General features: G+C 73.0%; 8 protein-coding genes. 2 read left to right on the forward strand and 6 right to left on the reverse strand.

The features are described from left to right. Nucleotides 1–13: 13 nt before the first annotated feature. The gene (locus tag ABGB05_RS31115; RefSeq protein WP_347657508.1) at nucleotides 14–6,379 is read left to right on the forward strand and encodes a hypothetical protein; all 6,366 of its coding nucleotides are present in this window, start codon (nucleotides 14–16) and stop codon (nucleotides 6,377–6,379) included. Between the two features lie 82 nt (nucleotides 6,380–6,461). Here ABGB05_RS31115 and ABGB05_RS31120 read toward each other — a convergent pair whose 3' ends face one another. From ABGB05_RS31120 to ABGB05_RS31140, 5 genes are all read right to left on the reverse strand, one after another. After that, nucleotides 6,462–16,949, reverse strand: coding sequence for a TcdA/TcdB catalytic glycosyltransferase domain-containing protein (locus ABGB05_RS31120; RefSeq protein WP_347657509.1), 10,488 nt, complete (start codon nucleotides 16,947–16,949; stop codon nucleotides 6,462–6,464). 215 nt (nucleotides 16,950–17,164) lie between these two features. Then, a complete protein-coding gene (gene eccD / locus ABGB05_RS31125; protein WP_347657510.1) occupies nucleotides 17,165–18,559 on the reverse strand; it encodes a type VII secretion integral membrane protein EccD in 1,395 nt (464 codons plus the stop codon). Continuing rightward, nucleotides 18,537–18,851, reverse strand: a complete 315-nt coding sequence (locus ABGB05_RS31130) for a WXG100 family type VII secretion target (protein ID WP_347657511.1) — start codon at nucleotides 18,849–18,851, stop codon at nucleotides 18,537–18,539. The genes eccD and ABGB05_RS31130 overlap by 23 nt, the downstream gene beginning before the upstream one ends. A gap of 50 nt (nucleotides 18,852–18,901) precedes the next feature. After that, a complete protein-coding gene (locus ABGB05_RS31135) occupies nucleotides 18,902–19,255 on the reverse strand; it encodes a WXG100 family type VII secretion target (protein ID WP_347657512.1) in 354 nt (117 codons plus the stop codon). Nucleotides 19,256–19,458: 203 nt separating this feature from the next. Continuing rightward, nucleotides 19,459–20,136, reverse strand: a complete 678-nt coding sequence (locus tag ABGB05_RS31140) for a response regulator transcription factor (RefSeq protein ID WP_347657513.1) — start codon at nucleotides 20,134–20,136, stop codon at nucleotides 19,459–19,461. Nucleotides 20,137–20,514: 378 nt separating this feature from the next. Between ABGB05_RS31140 and ABGB05_RS31145 the strand changes: the two genes are divergently transcribed. After that, a complete protein-coding gene (locus ABGB05_RS31145) occupies nucleotides 20,515–20,832 on the forward strand; it encodes a YbaB/EbfC family nucleoid-associated protein (protein ID WP_347657514.1) in 318 nt (105 codons plus the stop codon). On the opposite strand, the gene ABGB05_RS31150 is transcribed toward ABGB05_RS31145, so the two are convergent. Next, nucleotides 20,771–22,252, reverse strand: a complete 1,482-nt coding sequence (locus tag ABGB05_RS31150; RefSeq protein WP_347657515.1) for a helix-turn-helix domain-containing protein — start codon at nucleotides 22,250–22,252, stop codon at nucleotides 20,771–20,773. The genes ABGB05_RS31145 and ABGB05_RS31150 overlap by 62 nt on opposite strands. Between the last annotated feature and the right edge of the window lie 142 nt (nucleotides 22,253–22,394).

Consider the following 22,394-nt stretch of genomic DNA (forward strand, 5'->3'; position numbering starts at 1 on the left):
GGAGCAGAGCACGATGCCCGATGATCTGGGACCGGACCCGCAGACCGGACTGATGCCGGCGCGGTATCCCCCGGGCGCCGCACCGGACTTCGAGGCGATCTACGAGTACGCCAAGCAGTGGCTCGACCTCGGCGACGAGATCTACCTGTACTACATCAACCTGGCGTTCCCCACCCTCAGCCTGACCTGGAGCGGCGGTGCCCGGGACAAGGCCCTGGAGTCGCTCGAACCGCTGCGTCGGATGCTGGTCGACCCGAAGCAGGACCCGAGCGGTCAGTCGTTCCTCAGCGCCGCACGGATGGTCTGGAACGTCGGCGAGTCGATCAACTGGTACGCCGACAAGCTCCAGGAGCAGCGGAAGAAGGAGGAAGCCCAGGCGATCAAGGAGATGTTCCTGGGCATCTTCATGTTCGCCCTGATCTTCGTCGCCTTCATCCCGGCGCTCAGCTTCATCGCGAACCTGATGGCGACGTTCACCCGGCTGCTCACGGCGGTGGTCCGGATGTTCCAGGGCGCGGTGTGGATGCAGCGGCTGGCCGGCTTCGCCGGCGGTGCGATCGACGGCGCGCTCGGCGCCTTCGTCAGCGACAAGGTCTTCAACGACCTCGCCGGAAACATCGCCGGCACGCACCTGGACGAGGACCCGAAGAACATCATCATCAACGTCGCGGTGGGTGCCGGCGTCGGCGGCATCTTCGGGCTGGGCGCGGTGGGCCGGAACGCGCCGCACGACATGCCGGGCGGGATCGGCGGCCCGAAGACCATCGGTACGGGGACGAGCGTCTCCGGACCGAAGAACGTCAGTACCGGCGTACCGGACGTCACCGGCACCCCGGGCGGTGTGAAACTCCCCGGGGACGGGCTCTTCAGCGGACCGAAACTGGAAGGGCGGGGACCGGTCACGGTCCGCGGTGACGGGGACGCGGTGCTCTTCGACCCGGCGCCGCCGTACAGCGCCAGGCCGACGGAGAACGTCCGGCCCGGCGGGCCGACGTCCGGTGTGGAGTCGCCGTCGGTTCCCCGGGACGTCCGCCCGGGCGCCCCGAGGTTTCCGGGTGAGGGGAACACCCTCGGCGCCCGACCCGAGGTCAGCGACCTGCGTCCGGCGCCGAACGTGCGTGACGTCTCGCCGGCCGGGCCTGGTGTGCGGGATGCCTTGCCTGCTGGGCCTGGTGTGCGGGATGTTCCCCCGGCCGGGCCGCACGAGCCGGTGCCGGCGGGTCGGCCGGATGCTGTCGCCACTCCGCCGGGCGGCGCGAAGTCCCCGGACGCGGGCAACGCGCAGAGCGCCCGGCCGGACGGGTCCCGATTCCCGGGCACCGGTAACACCCTCGGCGCCAAGCCCGGGGTCAGCGACCTGCATCCGGCGCCGAACGTGCGGGATGTTCCGCCGGCCGGGCCGCACGAGCCGGTGCCGGCGGGTCGGCCGGATGCTGTCGCCACTCCGCCGGGCGGCCCGAGGTCCCCGGACGCCGGCAACGTGCTGGGCGCCCGGCCCGCGGTCAGCGACCTGCGGCCGGCGCCGAACATCCGTGACACCCCGCCCGCCGGGTCGACCGGCGTCCGGGCCGAGCCCGGTGGCGCGAGGGCGGACACCGTCGCCCCGGCCAACTCGCCTCCCACCCGGGACACCCCGCCCCCGGCCCGTGACCTCGGTGACCGGCAGGCGGCGGCGACGTCGACCGGAGACGGCAACGCGGTCTCGGCCCGCTCCGGGTCCGGGGACCGTCCCGGCACCGGTCAGGCCGCCGGCAACGACGACCGTCGCGGCGGCGGCCAGCGTACGGACGGCGACGGCCCCGTCGTGTTGCCGGGCCATGTCGGGCCGCCGCCCGGGGCCGGGCGCGAGGTGATCCGGATCGACCCGGAGACCGGCGCCCGGGACCTCGTGACGATCGGGAAGAAGCCGTTCCCGGGCACCGGCCGAACCTTGGGTGCCACACCCGGCAGCGACCTGCACCCGGCACCGAATCTTCCGCAGGGACCGTCGCCCCGCCAGCCCCAGAGCCACGGGCAGGGCCAGGGCGGCCGCGCGGGTTACGAGTTCCACGAGATCGACCCGGCCACCGGCCGGACCAGCCCCACCGGGCTCGGACCGGACGACGTGGTGGTCAGCGCCAAGCCAGTGGACCGGCAGGTCTTCCGCACCAACGTCAACACCGGTGAGCGCGAACTGGTCACCCTGTCGCGGCTGCCCGGTCGGGGCAACACCCTGGGCGCCGCGCCCGGCACCGACCTGCGTCCGGCACCCCGGATCGGGGAGGGCGCGTCCTCCCGTCCGGGTCACGGGCCGGGAGCCGACGGCACCTACCGCTACCACGAGATCGATCCGCACACCGGTGCCGCCACCCCGACCGAGGTCGGCCCGAGTGAGGGGATTGTCCGGGTCCAGCCGGCCAGCGGTGTCGAGCAGCGCAACTTCGTCGTCAGGAACGGCGAGAAGATCCCGGTCGGCGCGCCGGACGAACGCGTGCTGCGGTACGACTGGGGCCGGCGGCAGTGGGACGTGGACACCGTGTCGCCCGGGCCGGCGCCGGCCGACCGGTCGGGCAACCCGTCCCCGGGAGGGGGGAAAGACAACCCGCTCACGGATTCGCCCCCCGGGCTCCAGGTGCTGCGCCGGGACGCCGACGGCAACATCGACCTGCTGACGTACCGGCGTGACCCGGTGCGGGTGGCGAACGGCAGGACCGACGGATTCACCTTCCAGGAACTCGGCACCGGCCGGACCGGATGGCACGAGGGGGAGTACTTCGGCACCCCGAAGGTCGAGCGGGTCACCACCGTCCCGGACGCACACCGGTTGGACGGGACACCGGTCAAGCTCACCGAGCACGGCGTCCTGGTGCGTGATCCGGAGACCCGGCTCTGGACGCCCGTCCGGAGCGGTGGCGGTGCGGACGTACCGGTCGCGCCGGCCCGGCCGGGCGGCTCGTCGTACTACCGGGCGACTCCGGAGCAGGACGGGTTGACGCCGGCCGGTGTCAAGGGTGACCCGTTGCCGGTCATCAAGGTGCGGGGCGACGGCAGCGTCGAGACCAGCACCTTTTCCCCGTCCGGCGACAGCCTGCCGCAGTTGCGGGTGGGCCGCAACGGCGAACTGCTCAACTCCACCCCGAACGGCATCCGCCCCGAACAGCTCAGCTTCGACCCGAAGTCCGGCAATCTGACGTTCCGCGAGCCCACCCCGTACGAGGCGGGCGGCGGGTCCGGCGGTTCGGGTGGCGGTTCCGGCGGTGGGCCGGGCGGCTCCGGTGGTCCCGGTGGCAGGCCGGGTGGTCCGGGCGGTGGTTCCGGTGGTTCTGGTGGTGGTCCGGCGCGGGGTGGCGGTGGGCTTGGTCAGCGGCCGACGGGGACCGGTTCGCAGACGCAGACCCAGACGGAGACGCGGACGATCACTTTCACCGAGGACAAGCCTCCGCAGGTGGGTGACCGGACCCACGGCGGCGGCCCCGAGGACGTGGTCGGCGAGCCGAAGCCGGTTGGCCCGGAGCCGGTGCCGAACGACGGTGGGATGGTCGGCGGTGGTCGACCGGATAGCGGCGCTGGTACCCGGACGGTCCCGGCTCCGGCGCAGCGGCCGGCGCCGGAGCCGAAGCCAGCGCTGCCGGAGTCCGGCTCGCCGCAGGTGGGGCCGAAGCCGGAGCCGGTGTCGTCGCCGGTCGAGGGTGGCGGTGTGGGTGGTCGGCCGTCGCGGGAGCAGTTGGCGGCGGCGGCGCAGCAGCGGATGAACGCGGGTACGACCCCGGTGGACGATTCGGCGCTGGTGGTGCCGAAGCCGGAGTCGGCTGGGGCGGTTGGGGTGCGGCCGGTGGAGTCCGGGCCGGTGTCGGAGCCGGGTCGGCAGGTGTTCCGGGTTGATCCGGTGACCGGTGAGCGTGATCTGGTGACGTTGTCGGTGCCGAGGGAGCGGTTCCCGCAGGGTGGTGGTGACACGCTCGGCGCGCAGCCGGGGACGGTGAAATATCCGGCGCCAAGGAGCGTGGGTGCTGGGCCCGCTGAGGGAGTTGGCGCGTCTCGGGGTGCCGGTGGCCGGGGTGGCTACGAGTATGTCGAGGTGGATCCGCGTACCGGGGTGGAGACTCGGACGTCGGTGCATCCGGACGAGTCGGTGCTGCGGGTGCAGCCGGTCGGCGGTAATGGTCAGGGTGCGAGTGGCCAGGGCGGCGGGCGGAGCCCGGTGGGTGAGCCGACGGAGCGGGTGGCGGTTTTCGACTCGCGTACGGGTCGGTGGGATGTCACGACGGTGAGTGCGCAGCCGGCGTCCTCCGGGGTGGAGTCGCGGAACTATCACGTGGTGGTGCCTCGGGGGCGGACTCTGGCCGAGCCGGTGCCGGAGCCGCCGACGTTCCAGGTGTTGCGAGGCGACACGAGCGGCAATGTTGACCTGTTGACGTTCGACCGGCCGCCGGTTCGGGTGCCTGAACCGGATGCGGGTGCCGGCTCCGGGTATCGGTATTTCGAGTTGGAAGCGGGTCGGTGGTACGAGGGTCGTTTTGACGGCACCCCGTCGAGGGTGGAGCGGGTGACGACGGTCGGTCCGAGAGGACACCGGTTGGACGGGCAGCCGGTGGAGGTCGATCCGGGCCAGAACCGGGTGCTGGTACGTGACCCGGTTGCTGGGCGTTGGGGATTGGTACGCAACGATCGGCCGCAGGACGCGGCTGCCGTGGAGCCGGTGGATCAGCCGGTGGCGGGTGGTCTGACGTACTTCCGGCCGGGGGACGATGGCACGGGTTTGCGGCCGGTCGGGGTCAGGTCCGAGCCGTTGCGGGTGGTCCGGGTCGACGCCCACGGTGGGGTGTCAATGACGACGTTCTCGCCGTCGGGTGGGACGGGTTCGCCGCAGTTGCACCTGGATGCCGACGGTGTGCTGGTCGGGGCGGGGCCGGACCGTGTCCCGTCCGACCAGTTGGTTTTCGACCCGGGGTCGGGTCGGTTGACGTTCACCCAGTCCGACGGTTCCGGGACACAGGGCTCAGGCGGCCCGTCCGGCGGTTCTGGTGACGGGCGGACACTGGGTGGCTCCGGTGGTGGACCGGCACGGGGCGGTTCCGGCGGCGGTCCGGCACGGGGCGGCGGTGGGCTCGGCCAGCGGCCGGCGGGGACGGGCTCGCAGACGCAGACCCAGACGGAGACGCGCACGATCACCTTCACCGAGGACAAGCCGCCCCGGGCCGGTGGACGACCCGGGGACGACCTTCCCGAGCCCGTGGTGCGGCCGCCGGCTCCGGCGGAGAGCGGCACGGTCGAGCAGCCCCGGGATGTGGCGGACGGCGACGGGCCCGAAACGGGTACCGGCGGCTCCGGGGCGCCCGAGGGGACCCACCCGGTAACGCCGTCCTCCCTGGTCGGCTCGGCGGACCACACCCCGTCGTCCCCGGTGGACGAAGATCGTGTCGGGGTGCCGATCGTCGGTGGGGAGCGACCGCTGCTGTCCCTCGAACCGCTGCTCCACGGCGATCCGCTGACCACCAACCGGCGCCTGGCGGACGATCCGGCGTACGCGACCGACGTCATCACCGCAGCCTGGTCCCACCCCGACGCGACCCTGGCCTACGGTCGCAGCTACGCCCTGCTGCCCGCCGCCGACCTGCCCCGTTTCATCACCGTCGGACAGGGCGCCGTACAGGTCAGTACCGACCGGCCGCGGTCGGTGCCGGACGGCCACCAGTTGCTGGTCTTCGACTCGTACCGCATCCAGGTGCCGTACGGCGATCGGGCGGTCACGCTTGTCACCGGCTACGAGGTGGAACTCCTGGGCCGCACCCGGCTGGGAGCGCGTTTTGTGCAGCCGCCGGATCCCGACGTCGTACCGCCGGCCGGTGCCCGGCGCCCGGATCCGTCGGTGTCCGGGCAGACCGGTCCGCAGGACGGCGGATCGGCGGCCACGCCGTCGGAGAACGCAACCACGCCGTCGGAGACCGCGGACACCCGGATGCTGGACCGGATCAGCAGCCGGGTCACGGGCGAGATCACGAACAGCGGCGGCGACGACCTGCTGGCGGACCTGTTCACCGCGCGGTATCCCGCCGGGGCGCGACTGCCCGGCGGCGGCGATGCCGGGCAGGACATCGCCTGGCGGGCGGACTCGGCGGCCGAGGGGCCGGGCTGGCAGCGGGTCGCCTCGTGGCAGGACGTGGCAGCGGCGGCGGGGCAGGCGGGCCGGGGCGGCTTCGCGCTGGTACGCCTCGAGGACACCAGCCGAGATGCGGTCGGCGTGCACGTGGGGCGGGACGGCACGCTCTGGATCGTGCACGTACGTCCCGGCGCGGACCCGGTGTACCACCGGTTCGACGAGGCCGGTACCGCCAAGCTTCCCGACCCGGTCCGGGTCGCCGTCCTCGACTACTGCGCCGACGTGCAGTCGGCGACCTGATCCCCGCGCCGCAGGAGCTGCGCCCTGGCCCGCCGCCGATTCGTCTCGTCGGCGGCGGGCCGCACGCTGCGGGGGCGTCGGCCTACCCGCCGGGCAGGAGCAGCACCTCGCTGCACCTGTTGAAAACCATGATCTGCCGGGGCGGTGGCGTCCCGTCCATGGTCAGTGGCACCGGAACCGGTCCCTCCGGGGTGAAGCTGATCTGCCAGAGCTGCCCGTCCTCGCCGTGGGCGAGCACGGACGGCGGATGGGTGTCGTCGGGCAGGACCACCACGAAGCCGCTGTCGTTGGCAATCTCGAGAGCCACCTGCACCCGCCGCCACGAGTCGGTGCGGAGGACGCCGGCCGTACCTCCGGCGACCGCCTCGTCGAACCAGTCGGCGACCGCCATCCCCTCCATCTCCGGCTGACCCCGGTGACGGATCTCCATGAAGCGGGCGTCGAGGAAGTCGACCAACGGCTGACCGCCGGCCCGGTACGCCCCTTCGGGCAGCCTCCGCGCCACGTTCAGCAGCGATCGGACGGTCTCCGGCAGGTCGGCCTCGGTGGACGGGGGAGCAGCGGCGGTCGGGGGAGTGCCGGCGGTTCGGGAGCCGGCGGCGGTCGGGGGAGTGCCGGCGGACGGTACCGCGCCGATGCCGTCGAACGGATGCCGGACGGTGGCGTCGTACGGACTCCGTAGGGTGAGGTGACCACCGGATCCGCCCGGAAGCGGAAGCTCGTCGTTGACGACATCCCACGGTTCGCTGCCCGGGGTGAACAGCAGCCAGCTCTCCCCGCCGACGGTCAAGAGTTCGGCCCGCTCGTCGGAGAGGCTGACGAACAGGTCCGTCACCGGGGCCGCCACGTGCCAGCCGCCCGCCTGCGCCAACCGCCGGGCGAACCCGTCCGGCAGTGCCCCGGTCGCGCAGGAGAGCAGCGTCACGTCCGCGCCGGCCGGCAGCAGCGCCGCCAGCATCGTCGCCAGTTGCTCGGGGGTCAGCAGGACCTCGCGGACCGCGCCCTCCGCCTGCCTCACCGGCACCCGCACGAACTGGCCGGCCGGGTGCACCAGCAGGGGCACACCCCGGCCGGCTTCCAGCAACGGCCGCCCGGCCAACTGCGTCAACTCGGCATCGGTGAGCAGGGCCCAACCGTCCCGTGCCTCCGGCACCTGGCGCCACAACACCTCGGCGCCGTCGGCGTACCACACGTTGTTCCCGCCCGGTTCGAGCCGCGACACCACCGGAAGCGGGACACCGTCGGCCCCGACCGGCACCCCGTCCGGGGACACCGGCCCGAGGGGGAAACCATGAGAGGCGGTCGGCAGACCGGCCGCCTCGACGTGCGCGTCCCGGACGATCCGCTCGAGGTCCGAGTACGTCCGCTCCAGCGGCCCCAGGTCCATGAAACGCAAGCCCAGCGCCCGCGCCTCGAGCACGATCAGCCCGTCGACCAGGTTGTCGAACTGGCTGTTCACCCCGAGCATCTCGCCCTGACTCCGGCGGACCGCGCCGGTGTGCAGCAGAGCGTTGTCGAGGTAGCTACCAGCACCGGCGACGCTGAGTGGTCTGATGGCGGGCCCGCCCTGCCGGCCGGTGAAGGTCCGGTGGTCCTGCTCGAAGTCGGGGTACTGCTCGCCGAAACGCTGCTCGAAGACGGCGCGGATCCACGAGGCGTAGTCGTGGACCACCCGGCTCGCCGCCGGGCTCAACCCCTGGCGGATCCGCCACAGTGGCTGCCGGGCGACCAGTGCCACGTGGTGTTTCCCGGCGCTCCGGGCCGTCGTGCTGAGGATCACCCCGGTCACCTGCATCGCGGCGAGGGCCAGCAGTCCCTCGATGTCCCGTACCTCGGCCGGGGAGAGCTGCGCCCGTTGTCGCAGCCCGCTGGTGATCTCCTCAGCGAATTCGACGGCCCACTCGGCGTCAAACCTCGGGTTCTCCAGCCAGGTCATCCCGGCCACCCCGGAGATGATCGTCCTCAGGGCCCGGAGCCGGGCGCCGAAGCTCATGTGCGCGTACAGGTCGGGGACGTTGCCGGGCCGTACGGGAACGAAGTGGGCGTGCCGGGCCTGCTCGTGCAGCGTCCACCCGTCGACGGCCCGCAGCAGGTCGGTGAGCCGGACCGAGTACTCCCGCGAATTCGGGGCAAGAAGACGGCGGGACGAGCGGGCGATCTGGTTTATCGCCTGGCGGAGGGCCTCGGCCGCGTCCCACCGGTCCATGCCCATCTCACCCGGCAGCATGCGAAACGGCCTGGTGTCGACGAACTCCATGATCGGCAGAATCTCGGTATCCCGTACCTGCTGCTCCGTCAGGCCCGGCACGTCCTGCCAGACCTGACCGTTGTGCAGGAACCGGAACGTGCCCCGGTCGAGGACCACCTCGATGCCGGTCTGTGGATGCCGGGCCAGCCAGGGCAGGCGGCGCCGGTCGACGTTGTCGGGAAAGGTCAGGTAGCCGCTGTGCACCTCGGTCTCACGGCCGCCGAGCCCGGCCTCCCCACCCGTCAGTTGGTCCGGGTCGACCCGGGTCGAGCCCGGTGGCGGGTTGATGCCGGGGGTCAGCGGGAGGAAGAACAGTTCCCCGACCTCCGCCGGCATCCGGGCCAGACCGCCACGCTGCCCGTCGAGGGGTACGACGCCGTGCGCGTCCCGTACCAGGTTGAACGCGTGCGAGACGCCGGCCCCAGCCTCTCCTTCCGTTCCGGCGGACGCCGGGGTCGGCGGGCGTACCAGCAGGATGCCCCGCGCTCCGACCTCGGCCGCGCCCATCACGGTCAGCACCGGTTCCAGGGCGGTCCGGTACACGATTGAGTCCGTGGCCGGCAGGCCCAGCCGGTCCCGCTGGTATTCGACCAGGTGCGACTCCGGCATGATCCCCTCGGCCGGCGCCTGCCAGACCAGTTCCTCACCCGGCACCAGGTTCATGTCGGTGACCATCGCGGTCAGCACGCAGTTCGTGACCGACGCGTCCGGATTGACCGCCGTCAGCCACGGGTACGCGGCCCCCACGGTCTTGTCGTCGGCGAACCGTGACGGGACCACCTGGTCCGGCCCGCTCTCCGGGGCCGCACCGGCCCAATAGGAGCCGGAGCCGTCGAACCGCGACGGGTCGGGTCCACGGTACGACGTGCCGACGTTCGGCCGGGAGGAACCTGAGCGGGACGAGCCGGTCCCGGAGGAACCTGCCCCGGAGGAACCTGCTCCGGATCGGCTCGTCCCGGACCGCCCGCCCCGGCCCTGGCCGGTGGGTACGGACGCCGGCGGCAGCCCGGTCGCGGTCGACGGATCCCGCAGTCGCACCCAACGGACGCGGTCGTCGCCCCGTTCGTGACTGACCCGCCCCAGCGGATCGCGGGCGGCGTCGACAAGCTGGCCGAGCAGGGCGGCTGCCCGGGGCGGCAGGACCACCGGGGTGATCTGCCGCGCCCGGGTGATCGGGTCCTGGCGACCGGCGAAGGAGTCGCTCACCGACGTGATCCGCTCACGCAGTTCCCGGCGACCCGCGATGAACTCGATCACCGCGTCCCACACCACGGCAGGGTTCGCGTCCTGCTCCACCACCGGACGCACCATCGACAGGTTCAGGTTGCCGGGATTGTTGTGCAGTTGTGCGACCAGCGTCGAGGCGACGTCGGCGATCCGCGCGTAGGTCGCCGCGGCGTCCACCACCGGAGGCGGCGCTGTCGGCGCCGCGAGCCAGGTGTGCTCCTGCCCGATCGAGAAGAACCGGTCCTCGTCGCCCAGGTCCGGCAACTGCCACCGACCGTCGAGGCGGAGCTGTCGGGCCATCGGCCCGAGCACCCGCTCGGACGGGCCGGTACGGTGGATCACCTCGTTGCGTACCTGGGTGTAGCCGTGGCTGTGCACCTGCCGGGCGAGTGCCAGGACGTTGGCGGGGATTTCTCGACTCGGGTCGAGCACGTTGTTGATCCCGGCCGGCCGGGTGTAGTTGTCCGACACGGAGGCGGCGTACGCCCGTCCCAGCCCGGTGTTGGCGGCGGCGACCACCACCGCGTTGTTGACCCGGGTGATGAGCCGGGCGAACCCGTACCCGCCGGGCGTGCCCAGCACATGCTCCAACATCGGGTCCAACGGACCCTGGATCTGGTTGTCGACATCGGTGTAGACACCGCCGAACCGCTCCAGGATCTCGATTCGCAGCAGGTCACTGGCGGTTCCGTAACCGGCACCGGTACGTCGGGACATCTCACTGCGGTAGAGCGCCTCGACCGACATCGCGTTCGGGCCGGCGAACACCTCGTCCACGTTGACCAACTGGATACCGTGCTCTCGGGCCCAGTTCACCATGTCCAGGACATTCGCCTCGACGGTCCCGGGCCGGGGCGGCGGGTGCATCCCGCGGGCCCGCTCGATCTGCGCCCGGGGCACGTCGGTCCACAACACCACCTGGTAACCCCCGGACGCCTCGACCACACGTTCGAGGTTGTGGCGGGACTGGGCGTGCTGTCCCTCGCCGGTCAACGGCCCGCCCAACCAGATCGCGTGCACGATGCGGGGTATCCGGCGTCCCGTGATCCGTCCCGCCCGTACCCCGGCAATCCGGGGCTCACCGACGACCGAGTCCGGGTCGGCGACCAGGTTTCTCGGGTCGACGTCAGCCCGCCTCGGGGTGCCGCCGTTGGTCAACGAGATGGCCCGGAAGAATCCGGCCCGCTGCCGCGACTTCAAGGCGTCGAAGTCGTAGTTCCACAGGAACGCCGGCGGCTCCGGGCTGGTTCGGGTGCCGAAGTAGTCAGGACCGATCGACCCGACGGTACCGTCGCCGGCCGGCCCGGCCGGTCCGCCCACGCCCCGCGCGTTCGGCCGGTACCGATCGACCAGGAACCGGGTGAGCTGCTCTACCGTCGGCGGGCCCGCGTCTTCGGCCATCCCGCTGGCCGTGGTGCCCGCACCGGACGGCGTGGGCGCCGACCACCAGGCCATCCCTGCGGGGAGGGACGCCGACCTGTCGTGGCTGCCACCGTCCAGGCCCGGCACGGTGCCGGTGCGGATGTGGTGCGCGGTCCACTCCGCCAACCCCACCGGGTTGCTCGGCAGGGGATGTTGTTGCCGCAGTTCGGTGAGGTGCGCGGTCGCCTCGGCCGCGTCCACCGGCGGATGGTCGTGGTCCGTGAGCCACCGGTTGACCCGGGTCAGGAACTCGTCGTCGACAACGGGTGGCGTCGCCGGCAGCCGGGGCGTGTCCGTTCCGGGCGGTGACTCGCCGGTGGCGTACCAGCGTGCCACCCGGGCGGCCTCGTCCGGGCCGTACCGGTCCAGGACGTAGGCGGTGCTGCGCAGGCCCGGCAGCTCGAGCCGCAGCGACCGGCCCGCCCCCTCCGGATACAGGTCGCGCGCCTGCGCCAACAGCTGCTCGTAGCGCTCCTGGCTGCGCTTGCGGAGTGCCCTGGTGAGCTCGTCCTCGGTTGGCAGCACCGGACCGGCGGCCCCCCAACCGAGCGCCGGCACCGTCTCGGCTGGCACCGTCTTGGCCGGCGACGGCCCAGCCGGCACCGTCTCGGCCGGGCCACCGAGCGCGGCTGCCGGGGTCGGCCGCCGGTCGGTGCCGAAGTTCGCCGGCGGCAGGACAGGCTCACCCGGCCCGGCCCGGCCGGTGGTGAGACGGGACCGGTCCCCGAACGTCGGGAGCGGTGAGCGGAACACGTCGCTGCCCGCGCTGAAAAGGACCTCGCCGGCGGGCGGCTCCTCGTCGACGTCGGGCGTCAGGGCGAGACCGGACGGCGGCGTCGCCCGGGCCGGCCGCCCGCCCTCCGGCAGGCGCGCCGATTGCTCCGGCAGGCGCGGTGAGTCCTCCGGCAGACGCGGTGACCCGAGGTCCGGCTCCTCGACCTCGTACGCGGCGGCGCCTCCGGTCGACGTCGGCTCGCGCAGCGTGCCGTAGGCGTGCCCGAGTGCGCGGGAGAGCGCGGCGGCGGCGGTCCCCCCGCTGGCGTGGAACTCGGCCGCCACCATCGTGGTGAACGCGTCGAGCAGCGCGAACTGACTTGTCTGCCGGGGGGTGGGTCGGTGGGTCACCAGGGGACGCTGGTGGTCGACCGCCACCTGGAATCCGGCCCAGGCGAGGGCTTCGCCGTACGCCTCGGTGCGCTCGCCCAGCAGGTCGAGGTGACGGCGGGCGGCGTCGAGCTGGTCTCGGTGCACCGGGGTCAGCCGTACGATGTCCGGGCTCCTGCTGTCGGCCCAGGACCAGTTCGAGTCCGGGCTCAGCGTGGCGATCAGGTTGTCCGGCGTGGTGACCGTCGGGTCGACGACGTCCCGCCCCAGCGCCGCGCCGACGAGCCGGGTCGCGAAGACCACACAGTTGCTGGTCAACAGATGGTAGTTCTCCCCGGAGCGCGCCACGGCGAACAGGTACGCGTCGGCGAGCTGTCCGGCGGTGATGTGGTGGACCCCGAGCACCCGGGCGTGCCGGGCGAGCAGGTACCGGGTGTCGTCGTTGATCCTGCCCTGCGCGCCGAACAGGCCCTCGTCCGGATAGAACCCGAGGGCGACCTGTCGCCCGTTCGGCAGCCGGATCGCCACCACCGCGTGTCCCGGGCTGAACGCGGCATCGGTGGCGAGCACCCGGGACGGCGCGGCCATCAGGACGAGTTCGATGTCGGCGGTCGGGTTGCCGGCCTCCTCCCGGGCGTACTCCTGCAGGGGGCGGGCGAGCTCGACGAATCTCGTCACCCACTCCTGCGGCTCGGGTCGGGACAGGTCGAACCGTCGGGCCGGCGGGGGCAGCAGGGTGAAGCCGCGCAGGGTGCCGTACGTCCGTCCGAGCCGCTGTGACAGGTCGCGCGCGGCGCCCTCGCCACGGGCGACGTGTTCCGCCGCGACCAGGGTGGTGAACGAGTCGAGCAGGTCCAGCTGTGCTCGTCGGGTGGTGCCGACGTACCCGGTCACCAGCGGGCGCTGGTGGTCGAGCGCCACCTGCTGGGCCGCCCACGACCGGGCCTCGTCCACCCGTGTCCGGTCGGTCCGCCCGGCCAGCGAGGACGCGGCCGAGGCCAGGGCCGCCGCGTCCGTACGCTCCAACGTGGTGACCGGGTCGGTCGCGTCCGACCAGGTCCGGCTGGAGTGGCCCAGCATTGCCGTGACGAACTCGCCCACGGTGGCGTCCATCGGCGCGTCGGTGATCGGGTGACCCACGGCGGTCCTGGCGAACCTCCGGACGAACTCCGAGTTGCCGTCCCGTAGCGAACGCACCCAGAGGTCGGAGTGTTCGAGGCTGAACAGTACGGCGCGGGTCAACTGCTCCGGGTTGACCCGGATCGTCGCCGCGACCCGCAGCGTGGGGTCGAGCAGGCCACTGGTTGTCGGATCCGGTCCGAGACTCACCGGATCGACCCGGCCCGGAACCCGGACCTCGACCCAGACCCGGTCGGCGGCACCGGACGCCGCCACCACGACCAGGTCGACCGTGGGAGCGGACTCCGTCTCCGCCGCGCGCTGTGCGTACTCCCGCAGGGGGCGCAGGCGTTCCATCATCAGCAGGAGGCTGTCGCCGTCCGCCTCCGATTGGGGGAAGGGGACAACAGCGGCCGGTGCTGGCGTTGGTGCCGGCGCCGGGTCGCGGTCCGGACTCGGCAGCGGATCGGGATCCGGCTCCGGCTCCGGTTCCGGCGTGGCCGGGGTGAGATCCAGGTCGGCGCCGCCGGGGGAGAGGGCCAGGCCGAGCGTCCGGGGGGTGATCCGCGGTGCGGTCGGATCCGGGTGCAGCAGCTCCGCGACGAACTGCCCGGCGGTGGTGACGGGTACGCCGGTGCGTGCGTCGAGCAGCGGCACCGTCCAGAGGTCCAGCTCGGTGTCGTCCGGCAGCCCACGTTCCGCCCGCAGATCGGCGGCGAAGTCCGGGAACCGGGCGGTGAAACCGGCCGCGAAGAGGTCACGGATCACCGGCGCGTGCTGGACGAGGAAGTCCTGCAGTTGCGGGCCGGCCGCCTCCCACTGGGTCAGCATCGGTTGCCGGGCGAGCAGGGTGGTCCCGGACCGCACCGTCGCGCCCGGGTTCGCCTGGTCGGCGAGCACGTCGGAGAGCTGCACGTGCAGCAGGGTCATCAGTTCGACGGTGGTGGCGACCGACCGGTCGGCGGCGGCGTGGGCCGGGATCTCCCCGACCGGTGGTGTCGTACCGGTCCGGGCGGCCAGCAGGTGACCCGCCACCTCGTACCCGAACTGCCGGGCCGCGACGAGAGCGTCCCGGTCCGCCGGTCCGCTGCTGTCGACGAGGTCGTCGAGCAGCCGGAGCAGACCACCACCGAGCGGGGCGGCGGTCCCGGGTGGCGGCGCGGCCTCGTGGGGCTCCGGTCCGCTCCCGGCCGGTGTGCCGGTCGACCAGGAGTTGTCACCGCCCGGCTGGATCCGACCGTCGACGTCGACCAGCACCGCGCTGGCGCCGACCGCGTCGCGTACCGGTGCGGGCAGTTCGCCCACCGAATGGATCCGGCGGCGCAGCGGATCGACCCAGCGGACACCGGTGGTGGTGGCGACCAGCGCGAGCGCCTGGTCGTCCTGCCCGTCGGGCATCCGTAGCAGCACCAGCGCGAGCCGGGGACCGGTCGCGGTGGAAGCGTCCAGCGGGTCGAGCCGGCTGGGACGGTTCACCTCGTGGGCGAGTCCGGCCAGCGACGCCACCGGAGCCCAGCCGCCGGTTCCGGCCGGGCTGTCACCGGGCGCGGCCAGGCCGGCGACCGAGTCGCTGTCGGTGGGCGCGGCCAGACCGTCGACCGAGTCGGTGCCGTGCAGGGCTGCCGCGAGGCCGGCGACCGCCGCGAGGTGGTCCGCCGGGGTCGGTACGCCGTCCGGGGTGGCCGGTAGCGTGTTGACCACCGACCGCAGTTCGGACACCGCGAGGGCGTGACCGGGCGGCGGGGCGGTCGCCGCCACGGACTCGACGGCCAGCAGGGCCGCGTGCTCGGCGGCGATGTCGCTGCCGGACGCCCGTACCGTCTCGGTCAGCAGCAGCCGGTCCACCGGCTCCAGCCGGTGGGCGCGGACCGCCTCGGCGCGTACCCGGTCCGCCACCCGAGGGTCGGCCCCGGTCGGGGTCGGCAGCAGCCCGCGTGCGGTCAGCTCGCCACGGACGGCGGTGCGGAACAGCGCCAACGCCAGCTGTTCCGGGGCGACGCCGGGCGGTGGGTCGGCCGCCGGTGCCCAGCGGCCGAAGCCGGTCACCGGCGGAACGTTCTCCTCCGACACCTCGACGAGGGTCTGCCCGTCCGGGCCGGCGCCGTCCCGGCCGCCCGGGGTCGATCCGCCGTACGCCGCGCCGGCGACCACCCGTCCGGTCAGCCGTTCGGTCTCCTCCGGACCGAGGCCGAGGACCCGCAGGTTCTCCGCGACCAGAGCACGCAGCGATTCCCGGGTCAGCACGACCGGTCGGGCGGTCGCCCCGCTGGTCCGTACCACCGGCGGCCGCTGGCCCCCGGGAGACCGGGACCGGTCGAAGGTCGTCTCCGCCAGCCACGAGGCGGTGGCGACCAGGTCGACCGAGGAGCGGGGGTCCGCCGGCGGGTCGCCGACCGGTACGGTCAGCCGCGCCGGCGGGCGGGTGGCGTCGTCCGAGCGCAGCGGAAGTCCGCTGCCGAACCGCACCGGACGGGTGCCGTCGGCGTCGTGGTGGCCGACCGCGGTGTACGTGCGTCGCACGTGCGGGGGCACCGGCGCCGCCCGCCACCGCCCGTCCTCGTCGCGGACCAGGTCGGTCACGGCCCGTACCCGGTCCAGCAGCGACGCGGCGCGCAGCCGCTCCACCACCACCCGGACGACGATGTCCGGCTGCTCGTGCCGGCCGGCGAGCCCGGTCAGTCCGGCCAGGTCGAGCCGGGTCGGATCCTGGGCGAGCTGGTCACGGGCGGCGGTGTGGACCCGGTCGACGAGGTCGAGCGTGCCGACCCGGTCGAGCAACGGGACGGGCCGGCCGTCGGCGGTCGGGGTCCCGGCGTAGCGCCAGCCGAGGCGGTGCGCCTCGACGAGTTCCCGGGTGGTGATGTCGGCCTGCGACCGGGTCAGCCCGCTGCCGAAGACGGTGAGGTGGCCGCCGGCCTCGACGACAAAACCACCCCGGGGGTACGTGTCGTCGGTGCCCTGCGGGACGACGCCACTGGTGGTCGACGACGTGTAGACCGTGACGTCGAAGCCACGCGCCCGCAGCGCGGTGCCGAAGTCGGCCCCGACGGTCCCGCCGATCACCGCGATGGACCGGACCGGCAGGTCGGGGTCGGCGTACTCGCCGGCGAAGGAGCCCTCGTCGGCGACCAGCCGGGCGAGGGTCGCCCCGTCGACTGCCGGTGGGGAGACGACCGCGAACGTCCGGGTCTCCGCCACCCACGGCACGGTGAGGTCCCGGAACCGCGCCGTGCCGTCGGACGGTGCCTCGTGGTGGCGGGCGTACGCGCGGTCGCAGTCGGCGATCCAGCGGGCCACCAGGTCGGCCAGGTCGTTGTCCGACCCGCCGAAGGAGAGCCCGACGGTCCGTCCCCACCGGTTCGACAACCGCTGCGGCCCGGCCGGACCGCCGGTCGCCGAGGGGCTGCCGGAGCCGGACGGGGGCGGTGGTGCCAGGGTCCCCTCGCTCACCGGGTCACCACCGTGCCGGGGGCGGGACGGAAGCAGTTCATCGGTTTTCCCTTCACAGCGGGTCGCGGTCGTCGGTCACGGACCCGGGAGAACGGCGAGCCGCCGTACCCGGGTCGGGCACGGCGGCTCGCCCTCGACGGGCCCGTACGTCACGTGGCGACAGCGTCCCCGTTCGTGGCGGCGCACCCGGACGGCGACCCCGGACCGGACGTCGGTCAGAAGCTGCGGCCGAGGTTCCAGAGCAGTGCGTAGACGTCGTAGACGCCGAGCAGCAGCGGGGGCAGGAGAAGCTGACAGGTCGTCAGCAGCGCCCGCAACGGTGACCGCTGGTGGCGGCTGTCGTCGACCCCGCCGGTACCGGAGCGCCACAGCAGCACCGGCACCCCGACGCTGACCGCCACCACGCCGGCGAGCAGCGCCAGCGGCAGCACCAGCGGTTCGGTCGCGGTCCAGTGCGCGAGCGCGGCGAACAGCCCGAACGCTCCCGCCATCGCGGCCACCACCGGCCCGATCGCCTCGGTGGTGAACTCGAACGTGCCCGCCCGGACGAGCAGCGCCACCACGGCCACCGCGGCCAGGGCGAGCGAGAAGACCGAGGTGTCGCGGGTCAGCACGAGCAGCGCCACCGCGACGTACGCCGAGGTGACCCCCATCAGCAGCACCAGGGTGCGCTGGGCGCGGAGCACCCGGTCGCCGAGCCGGTCCGGGTCGGCGTCCGGTTCCACCGTCGGTGACGACATCCGCAGCCACGAGGCGGCGGTGAGCAGACCGGCGGTACGGGGAGCGACGGCGAGGAAGAGCGTGCCGACGGTCACCGCCGTGGCGGCGGTGGCGGACGGGGTGGCGCCGAGCGCGATCACGAGTGTGGTCATCGTGCCGGCGGCCACGACCAGCAGCGTCACCGCGGCGAGCATCACCCCGGGCACCGCGACGAGGGCGATGACCAGGCCGAGCACCGTCCCGATCTGCCCGTAGACGAGGTGCCGGACATCCCAGCTCGGCGGACCGAGACTCAGCAGCGACACCACGATCATGCAGGGGACCACCGCACAGCCCAGCAGCGTCCGCAGGTGGTGCGGCAGCACCCTCGGGTACGGCTGCAGCAGCCGGGCGGTGATCGCCAGCCCGATTCCGACAATCGCGGCGAGCATCGCGACGAGGAACCGGCTGCGGCCGACGACGCCCAGGTAGCCGAGGAAGACGAGCATCCAGCCGGCGCCGAGCAGCATCGCGGCCCGGCCCCGGGCCCGGATGTCCCACCGGGGGCCGCGGCCGGACTTGCCGAGTTCCGAGACCACCTCCCAGACGCTGCGGACGACCGGCTCGTCCGCCTCGCCGTCGAGGACGTCGCGCAGATAGAGCACGGAGCCGTCGACGATGCCGGCGCCGGTCAGCGAGCTGGTCACCGGCAGCGGCGGCGAGCCGACCGGGGCCAGGCTCCAGGTCGGCGGCAGCGCCTCGTCGGAGTCCTGCCCGACCAGCCGTGCCAGCAGGTCGGCGTACTCGGCGATCGGCGCGTCGGCGGGTACCGCCAGGTCGACCCGTTTGCCGGTGCCGACGACGGTGACGAGGCAGCGGGGCTGGACCTCAGTGCTTCCAGGTTTCGACATTGGCCCATTCGCAGTCGGTGTAGTTCTGCCAGGTGATGTTCATCGCGCGGGCGATCTGACCGAGAACGCCCTCCGGCCCGAGCAGTCCCTCGGCGGCGACGTTCCACTCCTGCTGCAGGCCCTCGTAGTACCGCTTGTTCTCACCGTCCCAGTTGTCCAGCACCGGCTGGAGCTGGTTGCGCAGCTTGATCAGCTCGTCCTCGATGGTCTGGGCCATGTTGTTCAGGTACGGACCGGCGTGCTCCAGGTCCAGGGGTACGGCGATTTCGCGGGAGTCGATGCCGCCGGGCATTGGGGTCTCCTTCGGGGGCGACGATGTGGACGGACGGGCGGATCGGCGGGTCAGAACCGGGCCGGCGGCAGGTCGAAGCCGGCCTGACCCGGCATCAGCTGACCGTTGACCGGCTGCAGGTTGCGGACGTTCTCCGCCTCGGTGTCGGTGTAGTTCACGTAGTTGCCCTGCAGGCCGAGGCTGATGTTGGTCAGCGCGTCGTGCATCATCCGGGCGTAGATGTCCCAGTCGGTCATCAGCTGCTGGAAGGTGTCCTGGGCGATGCCGTGCCAGGTCGCCTCCAGGCCGACCACGTAGTTGCGCAGTACGGCGAGCTGCTGCCAGACCTGGTCGGCGGTCTGACTGCAGTTGATCGAGGCGCCGTGCACCATCTCCGGTGTGACGCGAAAGCCTGGCATGGTCATGGCTGCTCCATATGGAGTACGGTCGATTCCTGGTGCTCGCGGGACCGTCGGGCCGTACCCGGGTGGTGTCGGGACCCCGGGCGCTGCCGCGGCGCGGGCCGACGGACCCAGTCCAGGTTCACACCGTGGCCACGGCCCCGCGAGTTACCAATCGGATGTCCCCGCCGGGACCACCCGCCGGGCCGGTCCACCGCGCCGCCTGCTCACCGGGCTGAGACGTAGCCCAGCTCGATCGCCCGCCGGGTCAGTTCGGCCTTGTTGCCGGCGTTGAGTTTGGTCCGGATCCGTTTGACGTAGGTGCTGACGGTCGACTCGGTCAGCCCCATCCGGCGGCTGATCTGTCCGTGCGTCAGGCCCTTTGCCACCCACCGCAGCGTCTCGATCTCCCGGCTGGCCAGCTGGGGCTCCCGACCGGCCGGCTCCGGAGTGGTCTGGTGGACCAGGTGGCCGAGCAGATCGGCGGAGACGTGCAGGCCGCCCTGGCGTACGGTCTCGACCGCGAGCAGCAGTTCGGCCGCCTCCGACTCCCGGGTGAGGAAGGCGTGTGCCCCGCCCTGCAGCGCGGCGGGCAGGTTCGGCGGGTCGTCCGGCCGGCACAGGGCGATGGCTCGGCTGCCCGGTGGCAGCAGCGCCCAGAAGCTCGCCCCGATCCGGGTGCTGCGCTGCGGGTAGAGGTCGAGGACGACAAGTGCCGGCGGGTCGTCCCGGGTCGGGAGCGCGGTGACGCTCTCCACCCCGTACCGCACCGCCACCCCGGGCGCCTCGGCCAGCACGTGGGCCAGACCGCTGCGGATGATGGTGTTGCCGGACACGACGGCGAGCGGGAGCGGCCCCCCGCCGCTGTGCCGCGCGTCGTCCGGTCGGACGTCGACGCTGTTCATGACTGCTTCCCCCGCGGGTCTGCTCCGACACCTCGCCGCTGCCGCGGCCCGTCCGGTCGGGGCGGGTGGTGCGGCGGCGGGCTGGACACCAAAACGGTGTCCCCCGTCCCATGCAAGATCGAGAAGCCCGGGTTGCCCAGGCGGGATCAGTGGCGGAAATCCGAAAATTGCCGAATCTGCCGGTGAATCCGCCCACTCTCCGGGCGGCCGGCCGCAGGCGGATCGCCGGCTTGTCGGTGGCGGGCTGTACGGGATGTGCCGGGCCGCTCACCGAACTCGTCCACGACGATAGCGAGTGGACCGGCCCTCGTCTGCCCCGTCACGACGTCCCAGAACGGGTACTGTCCGGTAGCCGTCACCGGCGGATACAACTTGTCCATGACCATGCCCGACTTCCGCCAGTTGACCGAGCAACTGGCCCGGTTCAGCAGCGACGTGCAGCGCGCCCGCGAGGAGTTCGAGGCGGTCGAGGTGTACGGCAGCTCACCGGACGGCGCGGTACGGGCCACCATGCGCTCCGGCAAGCTCGCCGCCCTCACCATCGCCCCCGGGGCGATGGAGCAGGAGCCGACCCGCCTGGCGGATCAGGTGCTGGCGGCGGTGCGGGACTGCGAGGACCGCTCCACCGAACTGCTCACCCGTCGTACCGCTCCGATGGCGGGCACGATGGAGAAGATGATTGAGGAGCTGAGCTGACGGCGGACTGTCCCGGCGTTGTCATCAGCTGGCTGAGCAGCCGGGGGACGAAGGTCACCCGCTCCTGCACCTGAAGCAGTTCCTCGGCCAGCAGCCGGAGCGGATCCTCCAGCCGGTACCGCGAGGGCGACGAGGTCGGGGCGAGCAGGCTCGCGTCCACCAGTTCCTCGACCGTCTGCTCGGCGCGGTCGGGGTCCGACTCCAGCAGGGTCGCCGCGACCGGTACGGAGGCGATGCCGTCCGAGGTCAGGGCCAGCCGCCGGAACAGGCGTTGCGCGTCCCGGCTCAGCAGCCGGTACGAGCTCTCCAGGACGGGGCGTACCGCCAGGTCGCCGGCGACCAGCCGGGACAGCCGGGTGCGTCCGTCGCGCAGCCGCCAGGCGAGATCGCCGAAGGCCCACTGTGGACGTACGGCCATCCGGTTGCCGGCGATGCGCAGGGTGAGCGGAAGGTGACCGCAGAACCGGGCCACCTGCGTCGCCTCGTCGGGTTGGGCGACCAGCCGGTGCCAGCCGCTGATCAGCCCGAGCAGGGTGAGCGCCTCCCCACGCTTGAACCGGCTCAGCTGGATTCGTTGTCCGGCGTGCAGCCCGGCCAGGGTGCGGCGGCTGGTGACGACGAACCGGGCCCGGCCCTCGCCGGTGAGCAGCGGCCGGATCTGCGCCTCGTCGGCGACGTTGTCGAGCACGACGAGCAGGGCGCGGTCCCGGGACAGCGCGCGGAACAGGCCGGTCCGGTGCTCCACCGACGTGGGGAGTTCGGCCTCGGGGACGCCGAGACCGGTCAGCAGCAGACCCAGCGTCTCGTGGGGCTGACGCGGCCGGGGGCCCAGACCCTGCAGGTCCACGAAGACCTGGCCGTCCGGGAAGTGCTCCACGAGCCGGTGACCGGCGTGCACGGCGAAGCAGGTCTTGCCGACGCCGGGCGGGCCGGAGATGAGCACCGGCGCGGAGCCGAGGTCGGTGGTGCGCTCCGCCCAGAGCAGCAGCCGGTCGAGGTCCGCCTCCCGGCCCACGAAGTCGCACAGGTCGGCGGGCAGGCCCCAGGACTCCGCCCGCTCGGGCTGGGACCGGGTTTCGTCCGGGCCGGTCCGGGGTTCGCGGACCGGCCGGGCCACGGCCCGGAACGTCTCGGCCTTCGCGCCCCGCAGATCCAGCGCGCCGACCAACGCGTCGACGGTCCGCCGGTGTGGCCGCGCGATGCGGTCGCGTTCCAGGTCCCCGACGGTACGGACGCCGAGACCGGAACGGAGGGAGAGTTCCTCCTGGGTCAGGCCGGCGTGCAGTCGTGCCTCGCGGAGCAGTCTGCCGAAGGTCGTCCGGGGCGTGATCATCGCGGGAAGCTCCGCGTCCGCCGCCACGGGTAGCCGTTGGTGGGAGGGCGTCGACCCGTCCCGCGTCGACATGGAGGAGATCAGCACCACCGCTGCCGTTTCTCTGCCGAATGTTCTGCCATCAGTCCAACCCCGCTCAGGCATCGTAGTCGCGGCCACCGACGGTAGTGAGCCCACTGGGCGGTTAATCACAATGGCCGGGGTTTGTGACGAGCGTGGGCCGCGCGAG

The organism is Plantactinospora sp. B5E13, assembly GCF_039871775.1.
Taxonomy (GTDB): domain Bacteria; phylum Actinomycetota; class Actinomycetes; order Mycobacteriales; family Micromonosporaceae; genus Plantactinospora.